Source organism: Streptomyces sp. GbtcB6, assembly GCF_019091475.1.
GTDB classification, from domain to species: Bacteria; Actinomycetota; Actinomycetes; order Streptomycetales; family Streptomycetaceae; genus Streptomyces; species Streptomyces hyaluromycini.
In genome coordinates, this window is the sequence record NZ_JAGXJL010000007.1 from 230844 (window position 1) to 255543 (window position 24700).

Sequence of the window (24700 nt, forward strand, 5' to 3'; positions counted from 1 at the left end):
GTTTTCGGGCAGGAGGCATCGCCGGTCGGCGACACGGGGGATGCGCGGGCAGGGGTGAGCCACGCGTGGCGCCCGCGGGCGCACGCCCCCCTGCTCGGTGGTGTGGTGGGTCAGTTGTGGGCGGGCTCGGCGTCCTGGTCGAGGCGCTCGCCGCGGATCCGGGCCAGCACTCTCGTGCGCAGTTCCGCGAAGCGCGGGTCGGCGCGGGTGGTGAGCTGGTCGCGGTCGGTGCCGAACGGGACGGTCAGGGTGTCGAGTACGGCCGTGGGGCGGCCGCCGAGCACGATGACGCGGTCGCCGAGGTAGACGGACTCGTCGATGTCGTGGGTGACCACGACGACGGTGATGCCGAGGCGGCGGCGCAGCTGGAGGGTCAGGTCCTCCAGGTCGAACCGGGACTGGGCGTCGACCGAGCCGAACGGCTCGTCCATGAGCAGCACCGGGGCGTCGTAGGCGAGGCCGCGCGCGATGGCGACGCGCTGCTGCATGCCGCCGGAGAGCTGCCAGGGGTACTTGTCGCCGACGTCCGCGAGGCCGACGGCGTCCAGGCACTCAAGGGCGGTCGCCTTTCGAGTGCCCTTCCTCACGCCCCGCCCCTGGAGCGGGAAGGCCACGTTGTCCCACACCCGCATCCAGGGCAGCAGGGAGCCGCGGTAGTCCTGGGAGACCACGGCGATGTCGGCGTGCGGCCCGGTGAGGCGCTGGTCGCCGTAGCGGACGGTGCCGGAGGTGGGCGGGGTGAGTCCGGCGAGGCAGCGCAGCAGGGTGGTCTTGCCGGCGCCGGAGGGGCCGACGACGCACACGGACTCCCCCGGGTCCACCCGCAGGCTCAGCCCGGCGAGCACCCGGTGCTCCTGCGGGCCGCCCAGGCCGAACGTCATGCAGAGATCCTCGACATGGAGGGCGGATCCGCGGGTCATACGACCACTCCGTTGCTCTTCTTCTCGATGGGTTCCGTGGGCTCGGCGGACTCGGTGGTCACGGTGCGGGTGCGGGGCGCCCGGGGAGCGCGCTGGTGGTACCAGCCCAGCAGTGCGTGCTCGCACAGCAGGAGCAGCACGCTCAGGCCGTAGCCGAGGACGCCGATGAGGAGGGTGCCGGCCCAGGTCTCGGCGACGTGGAAGCTCGATCCGCTCTGCAGGATGAAGTTGCCGAGCCCGATCGGCGAGCCGTAGATCTCGCTGACGACCATGAGGACGACGGCGATGGACAGGGCGACCCGGATGCCGGCGAAGATCTGCGGCAGGGCGCCCGGGAGGACCACCCGGCGGAGCTGGAGATGCCAGGGGACGCGGTAGCCGCGTGAGGTCTCGTGCACGGCGGGGTTGATCTGCCCCACTCCGGCGACGGTGTTGAGCAGGATCGCCCAGAGCGAGCCGAGGAAGATCAGGAAGATCTTGGGGCCCGAGCCGATGCCCAGGGTCAGGATGATGACCGGCACGAAGCCGACGGTCGGGGTGGCGCGGGCGAAGTCCAGGAGGGGGCCGAGGGCCAGGCGCAGGATGCGGACCTCGCCGATCACCAGGCCCGCGGCAACGCCCACGACGGTGGCCAGGGCCAGGCCGAGGACGATGTTGCGGAGGCTGAACCAGAGGTCGTCGAGGAGGCCGCCGCCCGCGAGCTGGTCCCACAGGGTGTGCAGGACCGTGGTCAGGGGCGGGAAGTAGAAGCTGGTGCTGCCCTCGGTCGAGAGCAACAGGATCACGAACACCAGGGCGGGCAGCCAGAGTTGGCGTATCGCCGCACGGACGGTCATGCCGCCTCACCCGCCCTCGCCGGAGGCCGCCGGCGCAGCAGCCGGTGCTCGGCGTACTGAGCGAGCAGGGTGATCGAGTAGCCGATCGCGCCGGCCGTGAGGATGTAGGCGTAGGCCCGGTCGGAGGCGCCTGCCTGCTGCGACTCCATGATCATGTGGCCGATGCCGGGGAGGGTGGTGAGCACCTCGACGCCGATGGCGACCAGCACGGAGGTGGTCGCGGCAAGACGCAGGCCGGTCATCACCGACGGAACGGCACCGGGCAGGACCACCCGGCGCAGGCGCAGCAGGCGGGGGATGCGGTAGGCCCGTACGGTCTCGTGGACGGACGGGGTCACGCTGCGGGCGCCGTACTGGGACTGGAGCAGGATCGGGAAGACACAGGCGATGAAGACGACCGTGGCCTTCATGCCCGGGGTCGAGCCGAGGACCAGGAGGAACACCGGGAGCAGGGCGATGACCGGGAAGGAGCGCAGGATCTCCACCAGCAGCCGGGAGGACTCCTCGGCCGCCGCGTACACCCCGGTGACCAGGCCGACCGGGATGCCGACGGCGACGGCCACCGCGAGGCCGGTGACCGCGCCGTCCAGGGTGTCCCCGACGGCCTGCCAGTAGGTGCCGTTGCCCAGCAGGTCGCCCAGGGCGGCGGCCACGGCGGCGGGGCCCGGCAGCGCGGTCGGACTCACCACGCCCATCCCCGCGATGAGCGCCCACAGGGCCACCGCCGCGACCAGCGCACCGAGTTGGAGGCAGCGGACCTTCAGGACCCTCACGAGGTCACCACGGGCGCCTGGTCCCAGTACACGTCGTCGTCGGTCGGCTCCTTGTCGAGCAGGCCGAACTCGTGCATCTTCGTGATCACCGTGCGCATCATGGTCCTGTCGAGGTTCTTGTCGTAGTAGCTGATGTCGTGTGAGTCGATGAAACCGGCGTCGACCTGGGTGTACTTCTTGTCGATCGCCTTGACGGCGGCCGGGTGCGCGTCGGCGTAGGTGATGGCCTCGGCGACGGCGTCGATGAACTTCCTGGCGGTGTCGCCGTTGGCGGACAGGTACTTCTGGCTGGCGAAGAGCAGGCCCTGGACCATGCCGGGCAGGTCGTTCATGCCGTTGCCGATGGAGCGCAGGCCGCTGTCCTTGGCGGCGAAGTAGAACGGGCCGAAGGAGAACACCGCGTCGGTCTTCCCGGACTTGGCGGCGTCGGTGAGCGAAGTGGTCGGCAGGGCAACGAACTTGATCTTCGAGGGGTCGCCGCCGGCCTTCTGGGTCAGGTACTCGCAGATGAACTGGATGGTGCCGCCGAGGGCGGAGACGCCGACGGTCCTGCCCTCCAGGTCCTTGAAGGAGGTGATCTCGCTGTCCTTCTTCACCAGGAGCCCGTCGGTGGGGTCGGTCCTGGTCGTCGCGGACTGGAGTCCGGTGACGATCCGGACCGGCAGGCCCTGGGCCGCGCCCTTGAGGAAGCCGGAGCTGTCCGTCATCGCGAACTGGGCCTCGCCGTTGAGGACGGAGGGCGCGTTCTGCGAGGTGTCCTGGGCGCCGGCCTTGATGGTGACGTCCAGGCCCGCGTCCTTGAAGTAGCCCTGCTGCTCGGCTATGTAGAGCGGCTCGAAGATGGCGCCGTTGGAGCGCAGCACGGTGATCTTCACCTTGCCGTCGGCGGTCTGGCTGCCGGCGGCCGACCCGCCGCCGCAGGCGGTGGCCGTCAGGGAGGCGGTGGCGGCCAGGGCGGTGAGGAGGACGAGGGTGCGGCGCCGCGGGATTCTCGAAGTGTGCATGAAACGGCTCTCCTTGAGAGGAAGGTCAATGCGTCCGCGCGGGGCCCGCGGCGGCGTAGGCGGTGGTGGACTCGGCGGGGGTCAGGTAGGTGCGGAACAGGCCGTCGGGGTCGTAGGCGCCCCGGATCTCCTCCAGGCGGGCCGCGTTGGCGGGGCTCAGCCCGTGGTCGAAGCGGTCCGCGACGTTGTTGTCGGAGAACTGCAGCCCTTTCGACAGGTGCTGGATCGCGGCGAGTTCGCCGTGCGCCCACCGCTCGTGGCGGAGGTCCTCGGCGGGGTCGGTCCAGCCCGCGTTGGGCGAGAGGTAGAGCTTGGCCTGGCTGGACCAGCAGGCGTCGGGGCGTTCCGGGAAGCCGCCCCACAGCATCCACAGGACATGGCTGGTGGTGCCGGGCACCGAGTCGAACAGCGGCCGGGCCGCGTCCAGGACCTTGTCGACCGGCTCATCGGTCCAGATCCCGTCGAGGGCCCAGCGCATCCCGGCCGGGGTCATCCGGTCGGCGTGCCCGTACAGCTCGGCCATGCTCGTCCGGGCGCTCCCGACCGCGCACAGAGCTTCGGCCCGGAAGGGCGCGGTCTCCAGCAGCGCGAGCGGGTCGGAGTCGTCGTCCTGGGCGAAGGCGGTCGCGGTGACCGACACGGTGTGCCGGTCGAGGCCCTCCACGAAGCCGACCTTGGCCGAGAACTCGACCTCCCTCGGGAGCAGTTCGAGCATGTCGTACGCCCAGGCCAGGACCTCGTCCCGCAGGCTCAGGGGGTAGCTGTGGAGCGTGCGCAGCAGCCGCTTCGGCGCCGGGTGCAGGTCGAGGTGGAAGCGGGTGACGACCCCGAAGAAGCCGGGGCCGCTGCCGCGCGCCGCCCACAGCAGGGCCGGGTGGTCGGTGTCGGTGGCGTGCACCAGGGAGCCGTCGGCGAGGACGACGTCCACGGCCCGGATGCTCAGGCAGGCGGGGCCGAGGTGGCGGGAGTCCCAGCCGTAGCCGCCGCCGAGCAGGAAGCCGCCGAGGCCGACGGTCGGGGCGTGGCCGGTGGGGAAGAACAGGCCGTGCGGGGCGGCGGCTTCGAGCAGGCCGGGTCCGGTGGCCGCCGGCTGTGCGGTCGCCGTCCGGGTGGCCGGGTCGACGGTCACCTCCGTCAGTCGCGAGAGGTCGAGCAGCATCCCGCCGTCGCGGACGCCGTTGCCGACCCAGCTGTGCCCGCCGGAGCGGATGCCGATCCGCCATCCCTCGGTGCGGGCCAGCCGGACGGCGGCGACGACGTCCCGCTCGCTCCCGGCGAGCACGATGACGTCGGGGTGGCGGTCGGGTTTGCGTTCGTTCCAGACGGCGTCGAGACGGGCCCGTTCGTAGGCCGCGTCGCCGCGCCGGATGAGGGTGCCCTGGGGCAGCTGGTGCATGGCCGTCTCCTCACGCGTTTCATCCGGGACCATACTGTCGACACTTTCAGCCTTCAAGGCATCTGCAGCGCAAATATCTGGCATCTCTGGCGACACTAGACGCTTCGCTGGGGAGGCCGAAAAGATGGGTTGGCGGTTGGGAGCGGCGCCGTTGTGGTTGATCGCGCCCACGCGGCGGTAGCCGCACATCAGACACCGCCCCGCGCCCCTTTGGGGCGCGTCACCTGCGGGCGCTTCATCGGATCGCCTCGAAGTCGAAGAGTTCGGCCGGGTTGTCCACCAGCAGTCGGCGCAGGTGGGCGGGGTCGGGTGCGATGTGTTCGAGGAGGTCGACCAGTAGGCCGTCGTCCGGGGGCGTGCCGGTGATGTTGACGTGCGGATAGTCGGTGCCCCACACGATCCGTTCGGGCGCGTACGCGACCAGGGACGCGGCGAGTTCGACGGCGTCGTCGTACGGCGGCCCCTGCACGGAGACCCGGTCGACCCCGCTGACCTTGACCCACACGGTCCCCGTGTCGAGCAGCCCGCGCAGGCTTCGCACGGCCGGACCGTCCCTGCCCGCCGCGAGGTCGACCCGGCCCATGTGGTCGATCACCACCCGGCCGGGCAGAGCGCGTACGACGCCCGCCAGGCCCGGCAGGTCCTCGCCCCGCACATGGAGCTGGGCGGCCCAGCCGAGGCCGTCCACGCGTTCCAGCACGGCGTCGATCTCCGCGCTGGTGGGCCGGCTCCGCAGATGCGGCAGGAAGTTGAGCCGGAAGGCCCGTACGCCCGCCCGGTGCAGTTCCTCGGCCTCGGCCCGGCCGGTCGCCTCGCCGATCAGGGCCACCCCCCGGATCCTGCCCTCCCCGGCCGCGAGGGCGTCGAGCAGCACCCGGTGGTCGTGGCCGTGGCAGGACGACTGCACGACCACCGCCCGCGTCAGACCCAGGTGGGCGTGCAGGGCCCGGAGTTGCTCCTTGGGCGCGTCCAGCGGGGTGAAGGTGCGCTCCGGTGCGTAGGGGAAGACGTCGGCGGGCCCGAAGACATGGCAGTGGGCGTCGCAACTGCCCGGCGGCAGACGGAGCTTCGGCATCCGGGGCGCGGGATGCGGGGGCGGGCAGCCCGGCGAAGGGGGGTGGGGCGGGGCGGTGGCGGCGGGTTCAGTCACAGCGCGCCGTCATTCCGCCGTCGACGACGATCTCGGTGCCGGTGACGAACCGCGCCTCGTCGGAGGCCAGGAACAGCGCCGCGTACGCCGTGTCCCGTCCGTCCCCCATGAAGCCGAGCGGGATCCGGGCCTGGCGCTGGGCGAGCAGCTTCGCCACGTCCCCGCCGGCGCGCTGCCCGGCCAGCCGGGCCTCGACCATCGGGGTGTGCAGTTGCCCCGGGACGACGGTGTTGACGCGGATGCCGTCCGGCGCGTACTGGACGGCCGTCACCCTGGACAGCTGGATGACCGCCGCCTTGGCCGCCGCGTACCCGACCTGCGCGGCCCCGGTCCAGCGCAGCCCGGAGCAGGAGGCGGTGTTGACGATCGCCCCTCCCCCACCCCGCCGCATGACCGGGATGACGTGCTTGCAGGCGAGGAAGGCGCTGGTGAGGTTGGTCCGCAGCTGGCTCTCCCAGTCCGCGAGGCTCAGCTCGGCGACCCCGCCCGGCCGGGAGCCGCCCACGTTGTTGACGAGGATGTCGATGCGGCCGGTCCGGGCGGCCGCATCGGTGAAGTAGGCCTGGACGGCGTCGGGTTCGGTGACGTCCAGGAGATCGGTGCGGACCGTGCCGCCCTCGGCGCGGATCTGGTCCGCGGTGACCTCCAGCGCGTCCTTGTCCCGGTCGGTCAGCAGGACGGTGGCGCCCTCGCGGGCGAAGAGCACGGCGGCGGCACGGCCGTTGCCCCAGCCGGGGCCGGCACTTCCGGCGCCGCCGATGACGGCGACCTTGCCGGCGAGCCGCCCGGAACGGGCACTGAGCGGGTGTTCTGGCGTGTCCTGAAGCACAGGAGCCTCCCTCCATGGGGGTACGGAGCCTGCCGACAGTCATAGCCAAGTGTCGACACAAAGTAAACATGAGGCCTTCGTCGTGCGGATACTCGGCGCCTTCTTGCCAAGGGTGTCGACAGAGGGCTTGTATGGGGCGTACGCGAAGAACCTGGAGGACCCCTGTGCGGAAACCCCCCGTCTTCACCCCGGAGGAGATCGCCCGCTTCCGCGCCGAGCTCGCCGACCGGCGGGAACCCGGCGCCCACGAGCCCGGCCGCTGGTCGGTGAGCCCGCTCAACCGCCGTACGGACGTGGTGGGTTCGCTGCCCGGGACGGTCCGGCTGCGGGACGCGACCCTGCGCTCCCTGGAGACCCTGCCGGGCGTCACGGCCACGGCCGGGGCGAAGCGGGCGTTCCTGCGACGGGTGGTGGCGACCGGGGTGCCGGAGGTCGTCACCGCCGGACCCGGCCGGCGCGCCGAGGACGTGCTGAAGGCGGAGGTGGACCTGGTCAAGGGCGAGAACCCGGAGTGCCGGGTGATCTGCCCGCTGATGCGCTCGACGGACGACATCGACCGGGCCGCGCGGGCCGGTTACGACGCCGTGCAGGTGTGGGTGCAGGGCTTCGGCGAGACGGCACTGCTCTACCGGCCCGAGGTGTACGCGGCGGCATGGCGGGGCGAGGAGTGGCGCACCCCGGACACCCCGCGCGACCGGACCGCAGTACTGGACCGGGCCGCCCGGCTCATCGGGTACGCGCGCTCGCGGGGCCTGGACGTGATCGCGCCGATGCTGATGGTGTCGTACCTGACGGAGGAGGACCACGCCACGACCGTCGCGGCGCTCACCGCGGCCGGGGCCGGCGAACTGACCCTCTTCGACGGGCCGGGCGCGCTGAGCCCCGAGGCGTACGGCCATCTCGTGCGCCGGACCCTGGAGTTGGCGCCGGACGTGGCGGTGGGCCTGCACCCGCACAACACCTTCGGACTGGCCGTCGGCTGCGCGGTCGCCGCCGTCCGGGCCGGGGCCGGCGCCGTCGAACTGTCGGTCAACGGCTACTGCGGCGGCCCCGGCAACGCCGATCTCGCCGCCACCGCAATGGCCTTCGAGGCCGTCTACGGCGTCCGTACCGGCATCCGCACCGAGACCCTGACCGAACTCGCCCGGCACGGAGCCGAACTGACCGGACATCAGCCCGCCAGGAACCACCCGGTCACCGGCCCGGATGCCTTCTGCTGGGGCGGCCTGGACTTCATCACCCAGGAGACTTCGGTCGACCCGCTGCTCCACAACTGCGTGGAGCCGTCCCTGGTCGGCAACGAGCGCCGGATCCCCTTCACCCCGGACAGCGGCCCCTACACCCTGGCCGACCGGACGGCAGCCCTCGGCATCGAGCTGCCGCCGGCCGCCCTGGACCAACTGCTCGATCAGGTGAGGCAGTTGATGTCCCGGGAGAACCGCCTCGCCACCGACGAGGAGCTCCGGGCGCTGGTCCGCGCACTGGGGTGAGCGGCCGGCCCGGCGGCCGTGACGGGTCGGCCACCGGGCCTGCGGTGTCAGGTGCTCCGGGCCCGTCGGCCTCAGGAGGAGCTGACACCCACGGTGAGCGTCGCCGCGTACCCGTCGGAGACGCTGTCACCCAGTGCGGTCAGGGTCAGCAGGCCGGAGGAGGCACCGCCGTCGTCGTAGATCGTGTCGTCGTCGAGCTGGGTCTCCGTGGTGGTGTTGTCGGAGTACGGCGAGGTCGCCTGGATCTCGGAGTTGATGTCCGCGTCGAAGAAGAGCTGACCGGTGTGGATGATCGAGCCGCCCGTGTACGAGTCGTCGGTCAGCGTCACGTCGGTGTGCACCCGCATGTGGACGTGCACGGCCCGGGAGACGTAGTGGCCGGGCCAGATCGAGATGAGGCTCACCTGGCCGTTGGAGTCGGTCGTCTGACCGCCCCGCAGGAAGGTGCTGTCGTCGGTCTCGGTGTGGCCGTTCTTGCCGACGTAGCCGGAGTACTCACCGAGGGCGTCCGCGTGCCAGATCTCGACCAGCGCGTTCTCCAGCGGGGCACAGTCGTTGGCCTGGTCGACGACGGTGAAGGTGTACTGGACCTCGACACCCTCCCGGTCCTCGCGGATGTCCTCGCGGACGAGCGCACCGGCCAGCCAGTACGGGCCCTCGGTGACCTCCGAGGTGAGGGTGCAGACATCGGAGGAGGCGTCGCTGCTGACGGTGGTGGAGGCGTCGGAGTCGCTCTCCGAGGTGGTGGTGTCGGCGGAGGCGAGGCCCGCGGCCATCAGCCCGCCGGCCGCGGCGATGGTGGCGCCGCCGATCAGCACGCGCCGCCGCTTCATGGTGTTGTCCGTGCGGTGACGACCCGACTGGGCGGAGACGGAGTCGACGGAAACGGGCTCGGGGGTCTGCTCGGAGGCAGAGGCGTTGTCTGTCATGTCAGGAGAACTTAAGGACCGACCTGAGGCGGGCCATGGCCACGCACTGTGAGATCCCTGGAGGCAAAACCCCCAACTCACCTTCTTTGGAGGTGAGTCGGTGCGAATTCCGCGTGTCCCGGAGGTGGTCCGGACCGGCCGGTCCGGTCAGCTGAGCCCAGCCGCCCGAGCCCGCTCCACCACCGGGCCGATCGCCTTCGCGACCGCCTCGACGTCGGCCTGGGTCGAGGTGTGGCCGAGCGAGAAGCGCAGGGTGCCGCGGGCCAGGTCAGGGTCGGTGCCGGTGGCCAGCAGGACGTGGCTCGGCTGGGCGACCCCGGCCGTGCACGCGGAGCCCGTCGAGCACTCGATGCCCTGGGCGTCGAGCAGCAGGAGCAGCGAGTCGCCCTCGCAGCCGGGGAAGGTGAAGTGCGCGTTGGCCGGGAGGCGGTCCACCGGGTCACCGCCGAGGATCGCGTCCGGTACGGCCGTACGGACGGCGTCGACCAGCGCGTCGCGCAGGGTACCGATCTCCCGGGCGAACCACTCGCGGCGCTCGGCGGCGAGGCGGGCCGCCACCGCGAACGAGGCGATCGCCGGGACGTCGAGGGTGCCGGAGCGGACGTGCCGCTCCTGGCCGCCGCCGTGCAGGACCGGTACGGGGGTGTACTCACGGCCGAGGAGCAGGGCGCCGATGCCGTACGGGCCGCCGACCTTGTGGCCGGAGACGGTCATCGCGGCGAGGCCGGAGGAGCCGAAGTCCACCGGGATCTGACCGAAGGCCTGGACCGCGTCGGAGTGCAGCGGGATGCCGAACTCGTTCGCGACGGCGGCGAGTTCGCGGATCGGCAGGACCGTGCCGATCTCGTTGTTGGCCCACATGACGGTGGCGAGGGCCACGTCGTCGGGGTTGCGGTCGATCGCCTCGCGCAGCGCCTCGGGGTGGACCCGGCCGTAGGTGTCGACGGGGAGGTACTCCGCCGTGGCGCCCTCGTGTTCGCCGAGCCAGTGGACGGCGTCCAGGACCGCGTGGTGTTCGACGGGGCTGGCGAGGATCCGGGTGCGGGCCGGGTCGGCGTCGCGGCGGGACCAGTAGAGGCCCTTGACCGCGAGGTTGTCGGCCTCGGTGCCGCCGGAGGTGAGGACGACCTCGCTGGGGCGGGCGCCGAGCGCTTCCGCGAGGGTCTCCCTGGATTCCTCGACCGTGCGGCGGGCCTTGCGGCCGGAGGCGTGCAGGGAGGACGCGTTGCCGGTGACGCCGAGCTGCGCGGTGAGGGCCGCGGCTGCCTCCGGGAGCATCGGGGTCGTGGCGGCGTGGTCGAGGTAGGCCATGATGACGTCGATTCTACGGTGGGGCGGGGTGAGGGTCGCCTAGCCGCCGTAGGGGGCCTGTGCCGGTGAGCGGGTGCCGGTTGGGTGTGGCTGGTCGCGCAGTTCCCCGCGCCCCTCGGGGCGCGCTGTCCTGGACCCTGCTTACAGGCTCCAGGAGATCGTGTTCGAGGCCGCCATGGCGATCGCCAGGACCGCGAGGTCGGCCACGCCCAGGGTCAGGCCCAGGTATGCGCGGCCCTTGCGGGCCGTGCCGCGCCACAGGGAGACCAGGGCCAGGATGATCGCGATCGGGCCCAGGAACAGGTTGAGGACCAGGAGGCCCAGGAGGCCCAGGATGAAGGACGCGACGGCCATGCCGTCGGCGTCGCGGGTGCGGGTCTGGGGGCGGGGGGTGGCGGGGGCGGTGAGTTGCATCATGCTCGGCTCCTCAAGTGAGCGTGGGCGGAAGGTCAGTTGGCCGAGGTGTGGCGGCGGCGGGCGAGGCGCTCGCGGAGTGCGAAGACGGCCAGCCAGACGACGATCACGGCGGCCAGTCCTGCGGTGACGTCGAGCGGTGCGTGGGCCACGGTGCCCAGCACCACGCCGAGCAGCATGAGTGCGGCGACGAGGAACAGCATGGGTTCGATCCCCCTCCGTTACATTTGGGTGAACGGTTGTAGTAACAGTTGTTCACTGACTTTGAGTCTAGCAACTCACTCGGCTTTTCAATTCCGGAGAACAGTTGTTAACTGGATGACATGAGTCACACCCTCGGCATCCGACAGGCCCAGAAGCAGAAGACCCGCCAGGCCTTCCTGGACGCGGCGCTCGCCCTGCTGGAGGAGCAGAGCCTGAGCAGCCTGGGACTGCGCGAGGTCACCCGGGCCGTCGGTGTCGCCCCGACCGCCTTCTACCGGCACTTCCGCTCCACCGCCGACCTCGGCGTCGCCCTCGTCGACGAGGCGCTCGGCAGCCTGCACCCGATGGTCCGTACGACGGTCGCCACGGCCGGCGCGGAGCGCATCACCCGGGCCGTGCGGCTGATCGCCGACCATGTGGCCGCGCACCCGGCGCACGTCCGGTTCATCGCCCGGGAGCGGCACGGCGGGGTGCAGCCGGTGCGGGAGGCGATCCGGGACCAGCTCGCCCGGTTCGCCGAGGAGGTCAGGGCCGAGCTGGCCAAGGACCCCGAGGCCGAGGGGTGGAACGAGGACGACCTGCTGATGCTCGCCCACCTCTATGTGGACCAGATGCTCATCACCGCCTCCCTGTTCCTGGAGACCCTGGAGTCCCCGGAACCCTCGGAGGCGGAGCGGCAGCGCGTCGCCCAGGTCGCCACCCGCCAGATGCGGCTGATCAGCCTCGGCCGGCAGCACTGGCTGGACTAGTGCTGTCCGGCAACACGAAGGGGCGGCGCGTCCGTTCACCGGACGCGCCGCCCCTGTCGTACGAGCCGTGCGGTCAGCTCTTCGTCGACTGGGCGGTCGGCGCTCCGCTGGGTGCCGCGCCGCCGGCGCCGGGGCCGCCCTGGCCGCCGCCGCAGCCACCCATGCCGCCGCCGGGGCCGCCCTGGCCGCCGGCGCCGGGGCCGCCGCTGGGCATGCCCGAGGCGTTGCCGGTCGGAGCACCGGTGGGGGCGCCGCTCGGAGCGCCGCTCGGAGCGCCCGAGGCGTTGCCGGTCGGGGCGCCGCTCGGCCGGCCCGAAGCGTTGCCGGTCGGCTGCTGACAGCTCTGCTGGCCGGAGTTGCCGCTGCCGGACGACGACGAGTCGCCCGAACCGCCGCACGCGGTCAGCAGCAGCGGGGACAGCGCGAGCAGAGCCACGGCGGGGACGAGACGTACACGCTTCATGAGAGACAACTCCATTGAGGATGAGGGAGTCCTGAGGAGTGGCACTCAATCAACGGCGCTTAAGGCATTCTTGGGCCCCCGCTGTTCACCGCCTGTCAAGGAGGTAAAGCACTCCCCAAGAAGCGGTGCTGACCTGGCAGTTCACTCCGAGGGGGCGCCTACTCCCTGGTACACGCCCGTGACAGAACGGGGTTCCCGCCGTCGAAACCGGGACGCGCCGGCCGGGTTCAGCCGAGGCGGACCCGGGCCAGCTGGCGGGACTGGGCCACCAGCCGGTCCGCGCTGTCCCAGACCTCGGCGTCCTCCTCCAGGAAGCCGCCGGCCAGGTTGCGGGTGGTGATGGAGACCCGCAGCGGGCCCGGGGCGGGGCGGTGGCGGACGTGGACGGTCAGTTCGACCGTGGGGACCCAGCCCTTGAGGCCGATCTCGAACGCGGTGGGCGGCAGCGCGTCCACCGCCAGCAGGAGGGAGAGCGGGTCGGCGTCACGGCCGTCCGCGAGGCCGAACCAGGAGCGCATCTCGCCCTTGCCGGAGGGCGCGCCGAGGGCCCAGCCGAGGGTGGCGGGGTCCAGCTTGAGCATCAGGCGCTCGGTGATGGCGGAGCTGCCGTCGACCGGGGCCGGGCCGTCCTCCGGGCCGAAGCAGTGCTCCATCGGCGGGAAGGCGGGCGGGGTCGCCGTCGTACGGACGTCGTCGGGGAGGGCGGTGAGGTCGCCGTAGGAGGCGAGGACGCGGATGCGTTCGACCTCGTTGCCCTCGTCGTCGTACTGGAAGAGCGAGGCCTGGCCGGTGGAGAGGGTGCGGCCGGTACGGACGGTGTCCGTGCGGATCACGGCCGGGCCCGGCTGGGACGCGGTCAGGTAGTGCGCGGAGACGGTGAACGGGTCCGGGTGCGGCAGCGTGTCCGCGAGCGCCCGGCCGAGCACGGCAAGCAGGTAGCCGCCGTTGACGGCGCTGATGATGGTCCAGCCGGCCGAGAGGTCGATGTCGTAGACCCCGGGAGCGCGCCGGATGACCGCGGTGTCGCGGTCGAACTCGCTGTCACCGATCACGGCCCGCGTGGATGCTGCTTCAGGCATGCCTGAACAGTACAAGAGTTGATTACTAAGCGGTAGCTTTTGTGATCCACGCACCAGCGGTCGGACCGGTAAGGGATCCCTCCACCGAGTGAGGTTCCGGCAATTTCTAGGTAAGTGTCCGGACACGTCCGTAACCCGGGGCCCCCGATTCCCCTCTATGGGGACATGAGCCTCACCGGGACTCCGTTCCTCTACACGACCATCGTCCTGTCCGTGGTCGCCCTCATACTGCCGCTCGTCCTGTGGTCGAGGATGCGGGGGCCGCAGGCCGTGCGCGCCGCGGCCCGGGTCCTGATGCTGCTGTTCGCGCAGGCCACGGCGGTGACGCTGATCTTCGTGCTGGTCAACAACGAGAACAGCCTGTACGACAACTGGGCCGACCTCCTCGGCACCGGCAACCACGTCCAGCAGGCCGCGAACCTCGGCCAGGACGGTACCGGCGGCATAGCGCTGCAACGGCTGCCCAGGGTGAAGCAGACCTTCACGGCAGCCGACGGACCGGGCATGCGGGCGGCCGGCGGGGTCGAGGTCACCCAGCTCAAGGGCCGGGTCTCGGGCGTCAACGCCGAGGTCTACGTCTGGCTGCCGCCCCAGTACCACGAGGCGAAGTACCGCAACCACCGCTTCCCGGTCGTGGAGCTGCTGCCCGGCTACCCCGGCTCGGCGAAGGCCTGGTTCGGTTCGCTGAAGGTGACCGAGCAGCTGGAGCCGCTGATGAGGAGCGGCAGGGTCGCGCCCTTCATCCTGGTCGCGCCGCGCACCAACCTGCTGGCCGGCGTGGACACCGGCTGCGCCAACATCCCGGGCACGGTCAACGCGGACAGCTGGCTCAGCATCGACGTGCCGAAGATGGTGACCGACAACTTCCGTGCCGCGGCCGCCCCCGCGAACTGGGCCGTGGCCGGCTACTCGGCGGGCGCGCACTGCGCGGTCAAGCTGGCGGTCGCCCATCCGGACCGCTACCGGGCCGCCATCAGCCTGTCCGGCTACAACGACCCGATCGGCGAACGCAACTCGCTCGCGGCGCAGAGCGTGGCCCTGCGCCGGCAGAACAACCCCTACCTGCTGCTGCGGAAGGCGGCCGCCCCACCCCGGATCGCCCTCTACATCTCCGGCGAGTCCGGTGACGGCTACCAGGCCGGTGTGGCACTGGAACAGATCGCCAAGGCGCCGACCACCGTGCACGTGGCGTTCCTGCCGCGCAGCGCGGGCGGCCACAACATGGCGCTGTGGCGGCCCCAGGTGCCGACGGTCTTCGAGTGGCTCACGGTCAACATGGGCCAGAGCCGCGTCCGGGCCGGGACTACTCCTCCCGAACCGTCGAGCGCCGGTTCCACGCACGCGGCGCTCGCCAGTGGTAGCGCATCGCGAGCAGGCGCAGTACGAAAGCGGTGACGACCGCGAGGCCGCTGGTGAACGGGTTGAGCGCGTCGTAACGGATGCACAGCACCACCGTCGTCGCCCCGACGATCGCCGGGACCGCGTACAGGTCGCGGTCCCAGCGCAGCAGCGAGGGAACCTCGTTGGCGAGCACGTCCCGGAGCACACCGCCGCCGACCGCGGTGGCCAGCCCCAGCGCGGCGGAGGCGGTGAGGTTGAGGCCGTAGGAGTACGCCTTCGTCGTGCCGCTGACGGCGAACAGGCCGAGGCCGGCCGCGTCGAAGACCAGGACCGCCGACTGGATCCGCTCGACGTGCGGGTGGAGGAAGAACACCACCAGGGCGGCGATCAGCGGGGTGATGAAGTACCCCAGGTCCGTGAAGGCGGCCGGGGGTACGGCCCCGATGATCACGTCCCGGAAGATCCCTCCGCCCAGCGCGGTCACCTCGGCCATCACGCCGATGCCGAAGACGTCGAAGTTCTTGCGGACGGCCAGCAGCGCGCCGGAGATGGCGAACACGAAGATGCCGATGACGTCGAGCGTGTGCTGGACGGAGGGAGAGAAGAGTTGCTGGAGTTGCACCCTGACATTGTGTCCTGTCAGGGTGCGTGAACCTTACAAACCCAGGCCTACAGGGCAGGTTTCCCTGTGGTGAACAGCCAGGTCTGGAACAGGTCGTCCAGTTGCTGCCCGCTGACCTTCTCCGCGAGGCGGATGAAGTCGGCGGTGTCGGCGTTGCCGTAGCGGTGCAGCTTCGTCCAGGCCGGGAGCAGCTTGAAGAACGCCGTGTCGCCGATGCGTTCGCGCAGCATCTGCAGGGTCATCGCGCCGCGCTGGTAGACGGCCGAGGCGAACATGGTGTCGCGCTGCGGGTCGGCGACGGTGATCTGCCAGAAGGGGTTGTCGGCGGCGCGGGCGTTGTAGCCGGCGAGGAAGGAGTCGTGCGCGGAGCGGGTGCCCTGGTGCTCCGCCCACAGCCACTGGGCGTAGGTGGCGAAGCCCTCGTTGAGCCAGATGTCCTTCCACTGCGCCACGCTCACCGAGTCGCCGAACCACTGGTGGGCCAGCTCGTGCACGATCGTCGTCTCGTTGCGCACCGCCGAGTAGGCCGGCTTGCTCTGCACCTCCAGCGAGAACCCGGCCTCCGGCATGTCGTCGACGATGGCCCCGGTCTCCTCGAAGGGGTACGGCCCGAAGACCTGCGACCAGTAGTCGGTGGCGGCGGCGGTGACGGCGTACACGTCGACGCTGTTGCTGTTCGCGAGGACCGGATCGATGGCGACGTAGATCGGGATGCCGGAGGGGGTCTTCCCGGTCTGCACGTCGAACTTCCCGATGGTGGCGGTGGCGAGGTAGGTCGCCATCGGCTTGGACTCGCGCCAGTGCGCGTACGTCGAGCCGCCCTTGTCGTACGTCGAGACCAGCCGGCCGTTGGAGACCCCGGTCAGGCCCTCGGGCGCCTTGATCCGGATGTCATAGGTGGCCTTGTCGGAGGGGTGGTCGCTGGACGGGAACCAGGTGGAGGCGGCGTTGGGCTCGCAGGCGACGAAGACGCCGTCGGTGGTCTTCATCCAGCCGTAGTCGGAGCCGAACACGATGGGGCCGTTGAGGGGCTCGGGTATCCCGCCATAGGTGACGGAGACGGTGAAGTCGCGGCCCTTGGCCAGCGTGTCCCTCGGGGTGACGGTGATCTCGTCGCCGGTGCGGGTGAACTGGGCGCGTCTGCCGTTCACTTCGACCTTCGTGACCTCCAGCTTCTGCAGGTCGAGGTCGAAGGCGGAGAGGTTCTGGGTGGCCCGGGCGGTGAGGGTGGTGCGGCCGTCCAGGCGGCCGGTGTCCGGGGCGTAGGCCACGTCGAGGTCGTAGTGGCGGGCGTCGAAGCCGCCGTTGCCGAGCTGGGGGAAGTAGGGGTCGCCGATGCCGTCGGCGCCCGGGGTGGGGGCGGGAGCGGCCGCGATGACAAAGGAGGCGGCCGCCGCGGTTGCGACGGCCGCCAGACGTGCCGAACGGGAGAGGCGCATGAGTCGTCCCTTTCGAGCGTGCCGGTCAGTGGACGGACACGGTCGACTCTGCGCTCTCCCGTTAAGACATGTACATGACTTTGCAAAGTCGTGTCATGGGCTACTTGTCGGTTGGCTCCTGTGACTTCTGTGCCTCGGCTGTGGAGTCGGCCGACGGCTCCGCCGGCGACTCGGCAGCGGCCTCCGGCTCCTCCGCCGTGGCGTCCTGCTCCGGCTCCGGGTCCTCCGCCGGGGCGTCCGACTCCGGCTCCGGGTCCGACTCCGGCTCGGCCGACGCCTCTGGCTCCGCGGCCTCAGCCTCCGGCTCCGGCTCCGCCTCCGTGGCTTCGGCCGCCGGCTTCGCCGGCTCGGCCGACTCCTCCAGGACCGCCTCGCCCACCAGCTCCGAGGCCTCCTTCGCCGCGGTCAGCAGGACCGTGTCCTGCGGGGCCTGGTCGGCGAAGTTCTCCGGGTGGTGACAGGCCACCCGCTGACCCGGGCGGAGTTCGAGGAGCGGCGGTTCCGTCGTCCTGCAGATCTCCGTCGCCTTCCAGCACCGGGTGTGGAAGCGGCAGCCGGACGGCGGCGCGATCGGCGACGGCACGTCGCCACGGAGCAGGATGCGCTCGCTCTTCTGCCCGCGGCGCTTCGGGTCCGGGACCGGCACCGCCGACATCAGCGCCTTGGTGTACGGGTGCATCGGCGACTCGTACAGCTTGGTGCTGTCGGCGAGTTCGACGATCTTGCCCAGGTACATCACCGCGACCCGGTCCGAGACATGCCGGACGACGGAGAGGTCGTGGGCGATGATGACGTAGGTCAGGCCCAGCTCCTCCTGGAGGTCGTCCATGAGGTTGACGACCTGCGCCTGGATCGAGACGTCCAGGGCGGAGACGGGCTCGTCGGCCACCACCAGCTTCGGCTTCAGGGCGAGCGCACGGGCGATGCCGATGCGCTGGCGCTGACCGCCGGAGAACTCGTGCGGGTAGCGGTTGTAGTGCTCGGGGCTCAGGCCCACCAGCTCCAGGAGGCGCTGGACCTCCTTCTTGACCCCGCCCTCGGGCTCGACGCCCTGCAGCCGGAACGGCGCGGAGACGATGGAGCCGATGGTGTGCCGGGGGTTCAGGGAGCCGTACGGGTCCTGGAAGATCATCTGGATGTCGCGGCGCAGCGGACGCATCTTCGCGGTGGACAGGTGCGTGATGTCCTGCCCCTCGAAGGTGACCTTGCCGCCGGTCGGGTCCTGAAGCCGGGTGATGACCCGGCCCATGGTCGACTTGCCGCAGCCCGACTCGCCGACCACGCCCAGGGTCTCGCCCTTGCGCACCTCGAAGTCGATGCCGTCGACGGCCTTCACCGCGCCGACCTGCCGCTGCAGGATGCCCTTCTTGATCGGGAAGTGCTTCTCCAGGCCCTCGACCTTCAGCAGCACGTCACGATCGCCAGACGGTGACGCCTGCTGCGGGATGACGGTGTCATCGGTCTTGTTCGTGTCGCTCACAGCTTCGGCGCAATCTCTTCGGTCCAGATCCGCGTACGGTCCTCGGCCGAGAGGTGGCAGGCGGACCAGTGACCGCCGTCGACCTGCTGCAGCTCCGGGCGGACCGTGCGGGTGACATTCCCCTTGGGAAGGTCCGCGTACGGGCAGCGCGGGTGGAACGCGCAGCCCGAGGGGACGTTGATGAGGCTCGGCGGCTGACCCTTGACCGGGATGAGCCGGTCGGAGGTCTCCCGGTCGATGCGCGGCATCGAACCCAGCAGACCCCAGGTGTAGGGGTGCTGCGGCTTCTCGAAGATCTCGTCGACCGGGCCGCGCTCCACGCACCGGCCGCCGTACATCACCAGGACGTCGTCGGCGATCTCGGCCACCACGCCCAGGTCGTGGGTGATGAGGATGACCGCGGAGCCGAACTCCTTCTGGAGGTCGCGGATCAGGTCGAGGATCTGCGCCTGGACGGTGACGTCGAGGGCGGTGGTCGGCTCGTCCGCGATGAGCAGCTCGGGGTTGTTGACCAGGGCCATGGCGATCATGGCGCGCTGGCGCATACCGCCGGAGAACTCGTGCGGGTAGCCGTCGACGCGCTTGGCGGGCTCGGGGATGCCGACCCGGTCGAGCATCTCGATGGCGCGGGCGCGGGCGACCTTCTTGCTGACGTTGTGGTGCACCCGGTACGCCTCGACGATCTGGTCGCCGATCTTGTAGTACGGGTGCATCGCGGACAGCGGGTCCTGGAAGATCATCGACATCTCGCGGCCACGGAGCCGGCGCACCTCGTCCGGGGACGCGTTCACCAGCTCCTTGCCGCCGAGCCAGATCTCGCCGGACATCTGCACGTTCTTGCCGCGGGCGCCGAGCCGGTGCAGGCCCATGATGGCCAGCGAGGTCACGGACTTGCCGGAGCCGGACTCGCCGACGATGGAGAGGGTCTTGCCCTTCTCCAGCGAGAAGCTGAGGCCGTCGACCGACTTGACGATGCCGTCGTCGGTCGGGAAGTGCACCTTGAGGTCGCGGACTTCGAGGAAGGCGTCGGACGGACTGGCCTGCGTGGGCTCGCCCACGGCGGCGCCGGTCTTGGAGAGTTCGGTCACGAGAGCCTCACTCGCGGGTCGGCGGCCGCGTAGAGCATGTCCACCAGGAGATTTGCGATGACGACGAAGAAGGCGGCGAGCAGGGTCACACCCAGGATGGGTGGCAGGTCGTTGTCGTCGATGGCCTGCACCGCGTACTGGCCGATGCCGTGCAGCGAGAACACGGTCTCGGTGATCACCGCGCCGCCGAGCAGCAGACCGAGGTCCATGCCGAAGACGGTGATGATCGGGGTGAGCGCGGCGCGCAGTCCGTGCCGGACGACGACGTTGCGCTCGCGCAGGCCCTTGGCGCGGGCCGTGCGGATGTAGTCCTCGTTCATCGTCTCCAGCATGCCCGAGCGGGTGAGCCGCGCGTAGATGGCCGAATACAGGAGGGCGAGCGAGCACCAGGCGGGGATGAGGGTGTTGGCCCACTGCGCCGGGTTCTCTGTCAACGGGACGTAGGTGCGGCCGAAGATCGGCCACTGGTAGGTGAAGAGCAGGATCGCCAGGTTGCCCGTGAAGAACATGGGCAGCGAGACACCGGCGAGGGCCACACCCATGAAGGTGCGGTCGAAGAAGGAGCGCGGCTTCAGCGCGGAGACCACGCCGATCGCGACACCCGAGACCAGCCACAGCACGGCGGCACCGAGGGCCAGCGACAGGGTCACCGGCATCCGGGAGGTGAGCTGCGGCCAGACGGCCTGGTGGGTCTTGAAGGAGTAGCCGAAGCACGGTGCGTCGCAGTGCACCGTGGTGGGGCCCAGATCATAGGTGGCGCCGGAGACGATCCCCTTGATGAAGTGCCAGTACTGGACGTAGACGGGCTGGTCCAGACCGAGGTTGTGCTTGACCGCGACGATGTCCGCCTTCGACGGGCTCTTGCCGATGTACTGCTGCGCCAGCTGGTCGGCGGTCTGCCCGGCCAGACGTGGGAGCACGAAGAAGATCGCGAAGGTGACCGCGGAGACGACCAGCAGCAGGATCACCGCTGCGAGCGTCCGACGGAGGATGTACGAGATCACGGGGATCGGCGCTGGTGCCCGCGGGCCTTCCGGCCCGCGGGCACCAATGCCTTCACCTGCCTTCCGGGGCTGCTACTTCGACGCGACGCCGATGTTGAGGTAGTCGTACTGGCCGCTGAAGGCCGCCGTGGAGACCAGGTTGGTGAAGGTGGTCGGGCGGGCCAGCAGGACCTTGAAGTAGGTCAACGGCACGAGGGCGGCGTCGTCCATGGTCAGCTTGTCGATCTGCGTGTAGATGCTGTTGCGCTCGGTGTCGTCCTGCGTACCGATCGCCTTGGCCAGCAGGGTGTTGACCGACTTGTTGTCGTACTGCGACAGGTTGGTGTTACCGGACTGGCTGATCGCCTGGCCGTTCAGGATCTGCTGCAGGAAGCCGTAGCCGGAGGGCCAGTCGGCACCCCACTGCATCATCATCAGGCCGACGTTCTGCTTGTTGTCGAAGTTCGGGACACCCGCGTAGTCGGTGAAGTACTTGCCCGACGGGTACTGCTTGAGGGTGGCGTTGATGCCGACCTTCTTCAGCGAGTTGATGATCGCCGTGGCGGCGTCGATCTCCTGCGGGCGGTCCGAGCGGGCCGTGATGTTGGTGTTGATCGACGTCTTGCCGCAGGCCTTCAGCTGCGCCTTGGCCTGGGTCACGTCACCCTTGTTGCCGGTGGTGGCGTAGACGTCCGACTTGGTGTAGCCCGGGATGTCCGGAGGCAGCACCGTGGTGGCGACGTCACCGCGGATCGGGCCGCCCTCGGCGGTCTGCACCGAGACCTTGTCGATCGCGTACTCGACGGCCTTGCGGCAGGCGACGTTGTCGAACGGCTTCAGCTTGGTGTTGATCGCCATGTAGACCAGACGGCCACCGTAGGTGTTGTCCGTGTTGGCCTTCTTGCTGGCGTCGGTGAGCACCTGGGCCTGCGTGGCGGCCTGGACACCCGTGCCGCCGAGGTCGATCGCGTCGCCGGCCTGGACGTCCTTGTCGATCGTCTCGGCGTTGACCTTCAGGTTGACGACGATCTTGTCCGGCAGCTGCTTGCGCAGCGGGTCGGTCTTCGCGTCCCAGTTCTTGTTGCGGACCAGCACGGCCTGCTTGCCGTCCTGGTAGCTCTGGAACTGGTACGAGCCCGAGGACACGATGTTCTTGACGTAGTCGACGCCGTTGTCCTTGGCCTGCGGGACCGGGGCCGTCTGCGGGGCCGAGACCAGGTAGTCGAACTCCTGGAAGGCCTGCTTCAGGTGGAAGACGATCGTGGTGTCGTCCGGGGTCTCGATGGACGACAGGCCCTTGGCGCTCTTGTCCTTGTAGGGGCCCTTGTACTTGTCGCCGCCGACCAGGAACTGCTGGAAGTAGTTCGGGCCGAGGGAGAGCACGTCACGCGCGAAGTTGGAGCGCTCGACGGCGTACTTGACGTCCTTGGACGTGATCGCCGTGCCGTCCTGGTACTTCAGGCCCGAACGCAGCTTGTACGTCCAGGTCTTGCCGCCGTCGCTCGGGACACCCTTGCTCGCGGCGAGGTCCGGGACCAGGGTGTTGCCCTTGGAACCGGGGCCCGGCTCGAACGTCATCAGCGGGCGGGCGTACAGCCGGCTGAAGTTGTACATGTACGCGTAGTACGTGTTACCGGGGTCGAACGAGTCCGGGACGTCGGACAGCTCGTAGGTGACCGTCCCGCCCTTCTTGTCGGACGCGTTGACGACACCCTTGGTAGCGGCGTTGGCAGCGGCGGAGCTGCCGCCGCCGTCGTTGCCGCCGTTGTTGTCATCGGCCTTGCTGCACCCTGCAACCAGCAGGGTGGCGGAGCCGATGGCCGCGATCGCGGCCAGCGCTGACCTTCGCATGATGGGCGGGTTCCCCTCCATTGTCGGAAACTTTTCGGGCTCTCGATGACAGCAGGCGTCAGCGGCTGCGTGGGTCGAGAGCGTCGCGGAGACCGTCACCGAGCAGGTTGAACGCCAGCACGGTCACGAAGATTGCAAGGCCGGGCACGATCATGTACTCGGGATCGACCTGGTAGTACGTCACCGCTTCGCGGAGCATGCCGCCCCAGGACGCCTGCGGGGGCTGGATGCCGACGCCGAGGAAGCTGAGGGACGCCTCGAAGAGGATGTTGGTCGGGATCAGCAGCGTCGAGTAGACGATGATCGGGCCGACCAGGTTGGGCATCAGCTCGCGGAACAGGATGTACGGGCCCCTGGCACCCATGCCGCGGGAGGCGTCGACGAACTCGCGCTCGCGCAGGGCGAGGGTCTGGCCGCGCACGATCCGGCCCAGGTAGGGCCAGTTGAAGAAGCCGATGACGAAGATGAGCACGCTCAGGTGCAGCGGCAGTCCGTTCAGGCCGAACGCGCCGCCCTGCAGGGTGGCGGAGATGGCGATGGCGAACAGCAGGAGAGGGAAGGCGAGGAAGGTGTCCATCAGCCGGCTGATGACCGAGTCCACGCGGCCGCCGTAGTAACCGGCGACGACACCCATGATCGCGCCGATCACGTTGGACAGGATGGTCGAGCCGAAGGCCACCACCAGCGACACCCAGGAGCCTTCGAGGATGCGGGTGGCGATGTCACGGCCGAACTTGGGGTCCACGCCCAGCGGGTGATCGAGGCTCATGCCGCCCCAGCCGCCGTTCGGCAGCGAGGTGTTGGCGTCGATCAGCTCCTGGTGGAAGGCGTTGGGGTCGAGACCGAGCAGGGCCTGGATGGGGCGGGCGAGGATCGCGACGACGATCAGCAGGACGACAACGACGCCGCCCGCGACGGCGACCCTGTCCCTCTTGAACCGGGACCAGGCGATCTGCCCGAGGGAACGACCCTCGATCTGCCCCTTACCGGCACCCTCCAGCACAGCCTCCGGCTGCGCCTCGGTGGTCTCGATCGGTGCGGTCACAGTGACCTGACCCCTCTCACCGGTGGTGACCGGCTTTTGTCCGCCGCGGTGGGCGGCTTGGTTCGCTTGCATGTTGTGCGGTGGCCGCCAATGGTTACGGCCCGACCGCCCACGAGACCCTTCGACCGGTACTGCGTACCGGCTCGCAGGATCACCGACTTCGCATCTGAGAGGCGAGTCTTCAATGCCCCGGTGATCACGCGCCAGGCCTGATGGAGAAAGTATGCGCAACCGTGATGACGATTGGGGTTTCCGGTATCCGGACGGCTGGCCACAGAGGGCGGACGGAACAGAATCCCTCAAAGGTCGTGAACCACGGTAGTTCACCCCTATCTACGCGCGGAGACCAGACCGGAGAGTCAACCGGCCATCACCCACCGCCGCGCCGCTCTGGAGCGGCGAGGCCGGCGTGACCGACGTGACCGCCGAGTAACACGACTTCGGAGAACAACCGCCTGGAAACGGCGACAGAGCACACTCAGTAGGCCCCGGGTCCCGGATAGCCATAGCCGGCCGCCGGGGCCTGGGCGGATGCCTGGGCGTGCGCCTCGCGGTCGTAGAACGGCCGTGCCGTCGCCCTCATCCACATCACGACCGGGTCGTACTCGTCGGTCATCGCCACCGTCGACACCGGCAGCCCGTCCGGCACCGCCCCGATCGACTGCTGCATCATCGCCCGCACCGAGTCCACGGCCGGCGGCGAGGTCTCGTACACGTCCAGGCCGATCGCGAGATACGGCGCCCCGAGGGCCGGCTGCACCCAGGCGCGGCGCAGCGAGCGGACCGCGGGGGTGCGGTGGGCGTTCTGCGCGAGCAGCGCGTAGAACTGCGGGACCTCGATGGCCGGTTCGGCGAGCCGCAGCGGGCCGGCCGGCTGGCGGTCCAGGCCGGTGGCGATGCGGCGCAGGTCCAGCCAGGGGATGCCGACGCCGCCGCCCGGGGCGTGCGGGTTGAGCCAGAGGCCGAAGTGGTCGGGGTAGAGGGTGCGGGCCACGTCGATGCCGTCGACCACTTCGTACGAGCGGTTCCAGCCGCTCGCGGAGAGCTCCTGGGCCGAGGTCACACAGGGGGCGTAGCCGTGGCCGTCGACCTCCATGTTCCCGTACTGGGCGTCGGGGGAGCCGGCCTGGCCGTGCCAGAGCAGCATCCAGATCTGGCCGGAGGAGGGCGTGGCGAGGGCGCGGAGGAGTGCCTCGTAGGCGTCGTAACGCCCGGGGGTTACCTGGCGCAGCATGTGCTCGACCTGTCCGGTCGCCGCGGTGCCGCTGGCGCTCACGTGTTACCGCCCCTTCATCTGGTGCCCC

24 protein-coding genes are annotated in these 24700 nt (G+C 70.2%); 3 read left to right on the forward strand and 21 right to left on the reverse strand.

Translation table 11 applies throughout. The features are described 5' to 3' along the window. Positions 1-110: 110 nt before the first annotated feature. From KVT45_RS14875 to KVT45_RS14905, 7 genes are all read right to left on the reverse strand, one after another. Positions 111-920, reverse strand: coding sequence for an ABC transporter ATP-binding protein (locus KVT45_RS14875; RefSeq protein WP_217547629.1), 810 nt, complete (start codon positions 918-920; stop codon positions 111-113). Further along, on the reverse strand, positions 917-1756 hold the full coding sequence (locus tag KVT45_RS14880; protein ID WP_217547630.1) for an ABC transporter permease: 840 nt from the start codon (positions 1754-1756) through the stop codon (positions 917-919). Before KVT45_RS14880 ends, KVT45_RS14875 begins: the two co-directional genes overlap by 4 nt. Further along, on the reverse strand, positions 1753-2529 hold the full coding sequence (locus KVT45_RS14885; RefSeq protein ID WP_217547632.1) for an ABC transporter permease: 777 nt from the start codon (positions 2527-2529) through the stop codon (positions 1753-1755). The genes KVT45_RS14880 and KVT45_RS14885 overlap by 4 nt, the downstream gene beginning before the upstream one ends. Then, entirely contained in the window at positions 2526-3533 is a 1008-nt protein-coding gene (locus KVT45_RS14890) for an ABC transporter substrate-binding protein (RefSeq protein ID WP_217547634.1), read from the reverse strand. The genes KVT45_RS14885 and KVT45_RS14890 overlap by 4 nt, the downstream gene beginning before the upstream one ends. 25 nt (positions 3534-3558) lie before the next feature. Beyond that, complete coding sequence (locus tag KVT45_RS14895; RefSeq protein ID WP_217547636.1) at positions 3559-4929, reverse strand: FAD-binding oxidoreductase; 1371 nt, start codon at positions 4927-4929, stop codon at positions 3559-3561. A gap of 235 nt (positions 4930-5164) precedes the next feature. Next, positions 5165-6004, reverse strand: a complete 840-nt coding sequence (locus KVT45_RS14900) for an amidohydrolase (RefSeq protein WP_217547638.1) — start codon at positions 6002-6004, stop codon at positions 5165-5167. A gap of 67 nt (positions 6005-6071) precedes the next feature. Next, positions 6072-6908 carry an SDR family NAD(P)-dependent oxidoreductase gene (locus KVT45_RS14905; protein WP_217547639.1) on the reverse strand — a complete coding sequence of 279 codons (837 nt, stop codon included), beginning with the start codon at positions 6906-6908 and terminating at the stop codon, positions 6072-6074. 164 nt (positions 6909-7072) lie between these two features. Between KVT45_RS14905 and KVT45_RS14910 the strand changes: the two genes are divergently transcribed. Beyond that, positions 7073-8398: a hypothetical protein gene (locus KVT45_RS14910; protein ID WP_217547641.1), complete on the forward strand. Its 1326-nt coding sequence runs from the start codon at positions 7073-7075 to the stop codon at positions 8396-8398. A 71-nt stretch (positions 8399-8469) separates the two neighbouring features. Here the strand turns inward: KVT45_RS14910 and KVT45_RS14915 are convergent, their stop codons facing one another. The 4 genes from KVT45_RS14915 to KVT45_RS14930 form a co-directional block, all read right to left on the reverse strand. Further along, positions 8470-9231 (reverse strand): intradiol ring-cleavage dioxygenase, encoded by a 762-nt coding sequence (locus tag KVT45_RS14915; RefSeq protein WP_217547783.1) that lies wholly within the window; start codon positions 9229-9231, stop codon positions 8470-8472. A gap of 243 nt (positions 9232-9474) precedes the next feature. Next, complete coding sequence (locus KVT45_RS14920; RefSeq protein WP_217547642.1) at positions 9475-10638, reverse strand: cysteine desulfurase family protein; 1164 nt, start codon at positions 10636-10638, stop codon at positions 9475-9477. Positions 10639-10779: 141 nt separating this feature from the next. Further along, entirely contained in the window at positions 10780-11052 is a 273-nt protein-coding gene (locus KVT45_RS14925; protein ID WP_217547785.1) for a DUF4190 domain-containing protein, read from the reverse strand. Positions 11053-11087: 35 nt separating this feature from the next. Further along, positions 11088-11255, reverse strand: a complete 168-nt coding sequence (locus tag KVT45_RS14930; protein ID WP_089098627.1) for a hypothetical protein — start codon at positions 11253-11255, stop codon at positions 11088-11090. Between the two features lie 120 nt (positions 11256-11375). Between KVT45_RS14930 and KVT45_RS14935 the strand changes: the two genes are divergently transcribed. Then, on the forward strand, positions 11376-12005 hold the full coding sequence (locus KVT45_RS14935) for a TetR family transcriptional regulator (protein ID WP_217547644.1): 630 nt from the start codon (positions 11376-11378) through the stop codon (positions 12003-12005). Positions 12006-12078: 73 nt separating this feature from the next. Here the strand turns inward: KVT45_RS14935 and KVT45_RS14940 are convergent, their stop codons facing one another. Then, entirely contained in the window at positions 12079-12468 is a 390-nt protein-coding gene (locus KVT45_RS14940; protein ID WP_150133373.1) for a hypothetical protein, read from the reverse strand. A 227-nt stretch (positions 12469-12695) separates the two neighbouring features. Then, the gene (locus tag KVT45_RS14945; protein ID WP_217547646.1) at positions 12696-13547 is read right to left on the reverse strand and encodes a thioesterase family protein; all 852 of its coding nucleotides are present in this window, start codon (positions 13545-13547) and stop codon (positions 12696-12698) included. Positions 13548-13712: 165 nt separating this feature from the next. On the opposite strand from KVT45_RS14945, the gene KVT45_RS14950 reads away from it, so the two are divergent. Next, entirely contained in the window at positions 13713-14942 is a 1230-nt protein-coding gene (locus KVT45_RS14950) for an esterase family protein (RefSeq protein WP_217547647.1), read from the forward strand. On the opposite strand, the gene KVT45_RS14955 is transcribed toward KVT45_RS14950, so the two are convergent. The 8 genes from KVT45_RS14955 to KVT45_RS14990 form a co-directional block, all read right to left on the reverse strand. Further along, the gene (locus KVT45_RS14955) at positions 14851-15510 is read right to left on the reverse strand and encodes a trimeric intracellular cation channel family protein (protein ID WP_089098632.1); all 660 of its coding nucleotides are present in this window, start codon (positions 15508-15510) and stop codon (positions 14851-14853) included. The genes KVT45_RS14950 and KVT45_RS14955 overlap by 92 nt on opposite strands. 47 nt (positions 15511-15557) lie before the next feature. Next, the gene (locus KVT45_RS14960; RefSeq protein WP_217547649.1) at positions 15558-16949 is read right to left on the reverse strand and encodes a M1 family metallopeptidase; all 1392 of its coding nucleotides are present in this window, start codon (positions 16947-16949) and stop codon (positions 15558-15560) included. A 100-nt stretch (positions 16950-17049) separates the two neighbouring features. Next, positions 17050-18396 carry a dipeptide ABC transporter ATP-binding protein gene (locus KVT45_RS14965; protein ID WP_308310732.1) on the reverse strand — a complete coding sequence of 449 codons (1347 nt, stop codon included), beginning with the start codon at positions 18394-18396 and terminating at the stop codon, positions 17050-17052. 29 nt (positions 18397-18425) lie between these two features. Further along, entirely contained in the window at positions 18426-19517 is a 1092-nt protein-coding gene (locus KVT45_RS14970; RefSeq protein ID WP_217547652.1) for an ABC transporter ATP-binding protein, read from the reverse strand. Further along, entirely contained in the window at positions 19514-20521 is a 1008-nt protein-coding gene (locus tag KVT45_RS14975) for an ABC transporter permease (protein ID WP_217547654.1), read from the reverse strand. Before KVT45_RS14975 ends, KVT45_RS14970 begins: the two co-directional genes overlap by 4 nt. 72 nt (positions 20522-20593) lie before the next feature. Further along, positions 20594-22351: an ABC transporter substrate-binding protein gene (locus KVT45_RS14980; protein WP_254646772.1), complete on the reverse strand. Its 1758-nt coding sequence runs from the start codon at positions 22349-22351 to the stop codon at positions 20594-20596. A gap of 58 nt (positions 22352-22409) precedes the next feature. Beyond that, complete coding sequence (locus KVT45_RS14985) at positions 22410-23396, reverse strand: ABC transporter permease (protein WP_217547658.1); 987 nt, start codon at positions 23394-23396, stop codon at positions 22410-22412. 478 nt (positions 23397-23874) lie between these two features. Continuing rightward, a complete protein-coding gene (locus KVT45_RS14990) occupies positions 23875-24672 on the reverse strand; it encodes an enhanced serine sensitivity protein SseB C-terminal domain-containing protein (protein WP_217547659.1) in 798 nt (265 codons plus the stop codon). Between the last annotated feature and the right edge of the window lie 28 nt (positions 24673-24700).